Below are 848 nucleotides of genomic sequence, written 5' to 3'. Positions count from 1 at the left end.
CAGTAATGCCATAACCGCACCGGCCTTGGATGTGTTGCCGACAAATGTTATGCGGTCGCACCAACTTTCAGGAAAAAACCCCAGGCGAATCAGGCTGCTTGGTTTAAGATAAGCGCCAAATGCCCCGGCAACGTAAACTTTATTCACATAAGTTTCATCCAGGCCGTTCTCGGTCATCAGGGTTTTAATGCCCGTAACTATGGCACTTTTAGCCAATTGCACCTGCCTGATGTCAGCCTGGCTGACAAATATCCCGTTGGGGCAATTAAATGAAGACGGCATCAGCCAAAATCCGCCGGGGGTACATCGCGGCCTAAATCGTATATCTCAAAATCCGCTACTTCCAACATTAGCTTGACCAGGTTCTTCCCTATATCATGGGTGTCTCCTTCAACCACCCCGATAACCACCTTGTGTTTGTCTTCCGCGCTGCTGCGTTGGATATGGGGGCTTAGGATATCCAAACCCGTATACATGGCATCGGAGCATAACAGCAATTCCGGTACAAAATACTCTTCCTGCTCATATAGCAGCCCGGCCTGGTTCATTCCCACAACCAGCCCCTGATTGATAGCATTCAATGCATCGACATGATTATCCAAAGCTTCATGGGAAGCCTCTAGCGTTAAATCTTCGTCCATTTCCCTAACCCCTTCAGCCAGGCGATCCAATATTATTTGTCGATCAGCCAATATCTACACCTCCATATGTAATTAAATAAAATTATCCGGGTTTAATGGATATCGCCCATATTTACGAGCGGCATTCATAAAACACATAAAATTATCGGCTGTAGTTCCCAGTGGCACCTGGCAACCGACCGCCAGAATAAAGCCTTTAGGGCTATC

General features: G+C 47.2%; 2 protein-coding genes. Both read right to left on the bottom strand.

What is annotated here, in order from left to right:
- The coding region (locus B2633_RS05280) for an ASKHA domain-containing protein (RefSeq protein ID WP_483169638.1) at positions 1-282 on the bottom strand (282 nt) is incomplete at its 3' end.
- Positions 282-692, bottom strand: a complete 411-nt coding sequence (locus B2633_RS05275; RefSeq protein WP_276624068.1) for a B12-binding domain-containing protein — start codon at positions 690-692, stop codon at positions 282-284. The genes B2633_RS05275 and B2633_RS05280, both read right to left, overlap by 1 nt.
- Between the last annotated feature and the right edge of the window lie 156 nt (positions 693-848).

The organism is Syntrophomonas sp. UBA1041, assembly GCF_002316705.1.
Taxonomy (GTDB): domain Bacteria; phylum Bacillota; class Syntrophomonadia; order Syntrophomonadales; family Syntrophomonadaceae; genus DTU019.
Note: the sequence above shows the minus strand (reverse complement) of the source record. Positions and strands in the feature narration are given on the sequence as shown.